Genomic DNA, 758 nt, shown 5'->3' on the forward strand with positions numbered 1-758 from the left:
CCCCCCGCCCAGCCCCAACCGCCGCAATCCGTCATACACCAGAGCCCCGGCCAACACCATCAGCAAGAGGCCGAGCAGACGCATGATGCCCCGATAGAGGCTCCCGCTCAGATAGGACCTCGACCGGCCGGCCAAGACCGCCAGCAATACCTTGGACCCGATCAGCAGCAGATAGAAGGACAGCAGAAACAGCCAGGGAGACACGGGGTTCGAGTCCGCGGCCTCGCGGATGATCGGCCCGCCGACGCTGAACCAGAACAGATAGGGATGGGGACTGAGCACGTTGGCCAGCACCCCCTTGGTCAGCGATCTGGATGGGATCGCCAGCGACCGCACCTCGAGCCCTCTGACCCGAAGGCTCTCATACCCCATCGAAAAGACGAAGGCGCCTCCGGCCAGCGAAATGAGCCCGAGAACGGCATCGAGCCCCGCCAGCCGCGACAGAATGACCCAGGTGACAAGGATGACGGGAAGGTCGGTCAGGAGCGGGGCGAAGGCCACCCTGACGCCCGCCCTCGCGTCATGCCTCAGCGTTTCCGAGATCACGAGCGCCAGCAAAGGTCCCGGGGCCAAACCGGCGGAGATCCCGAGCAGGATACCCGTGGCGAGATAGTGCGGCCATGTCGAATCCATAGACACCAAATCCAATTCGATCGTCAGTTGAGACCATAGCTTTACCCATAAGTCGAGTCCGCGTGCCCGCTCAGACACTTACGGCACCCGGTTTTCGTCTCACGAAGCTGGCTACTCATGACTCC

Annotated in this window: 1 protein-coding gene; it reads right to left on the reverse strand. The window is 62.9% G+C overall.

What is annotated here, in order from left to right:
- Window positions 1-633 (reverse strand): LysE family transporter (locus D779_RS20805; protein ID WP_094300820.1); only part of this gene is annotated, 633 nt, incomplete at its 3' end.
- Window positions 634-758 lie beyond the last annotated feature (125 nt).

The sequence above is a fragment of the Imhoffiella purpurea genome (assembly GCF_000585215.1).
GTDB lineage: Bacteria > Pseudomonadota > Gammaproteobacteria > Chromatiales > Chromatiaceae > Imhoffiella > Imhoffiella purpurea.